This is a genomic window from Bradyrhizobium semiaridum (genome assembly GCF_020329505.1).
Lineage (GTDB): Bacteria > Pseudomonadota > Alphaproteobacteria > Rhizobiales > Xanthobacteraceae > Bradyrhizobium > Bradyrhizobium semiaridum.
Genome location: NZ_JAGKJJ010000104.1, coordinates 1 through 620, shown reverse-complemented (window position 1 = coordinate 620; position 620 = coordinate 1). Strand labels below are relative to the sequence as shown.

The window sequence follows — 620 nt, the reverse complement described above, 5'->3', positions numbered from 1 at the left end:
AGCGCGCCCAGGATGTCCTCGATCGCCTCGAGCGAGTCGTCGATGTTCTCGACCAGGCGGGAGTCCTCGCCGCCGTTCTGGCGCTCGACCAGGCTCGTGACGTAGAGCCGTGCCGCGTTGAGCGGCTGCAGGATGTCGTGGCTGGCGGCGGCGAGGAAGCGCGTCTTGGAGGCGTTGGCGTCTTCCGCGATGCCCTTGGCGAGTGCGAGTTCGGAGTTCAGCCGGGTCAGCTCTTCGGTGCGGTCGCGCACCCGCTTCTCCAGCGTCGCATTGGCGCGCTCCAGCGCCTCGGCGGCCTTGTCATCACCTTCTCCGACGTGACGCCGAGCTTCGAGGCCGCCGCCCGGCATCCGGTTGGTGCGCACCTCGACCACCAGATGACGGTCGGTGAAGCGCTCCAGATAGGGCTCGCCGTCGGTGGTGTAGGCGCGCAGGCGCTGTTGCAGCAGGCTCTCGCTGTCGCCGGACGGCGGCGGGCTGACCGTGGCCATGAATTCGAGGATCTCGGGCAAGGGGATGCCGAGCTGCATCAGATGTGGCGGCAGCGCCAGCAGTTCGGCGAACTGCCGGTTGGAGCAGATCAGCTGCAAATCGGCGTCGAACACCGCGATGCCCTGCCG

1 protein-coding gene is annotated in these 620 nt (G+C 68.2%); it reads right to left on the bottom strand.

Going from position 1 to position 620, the window contains the following annotated elements; genetic code table 11:
• A partial coding sequence (locus J6500_RS31680; protein WP_225716606.1) for a PAS-domain containing protein occupies positions 1-620 on the bottom strand: 620 nt, incomplete at both ends.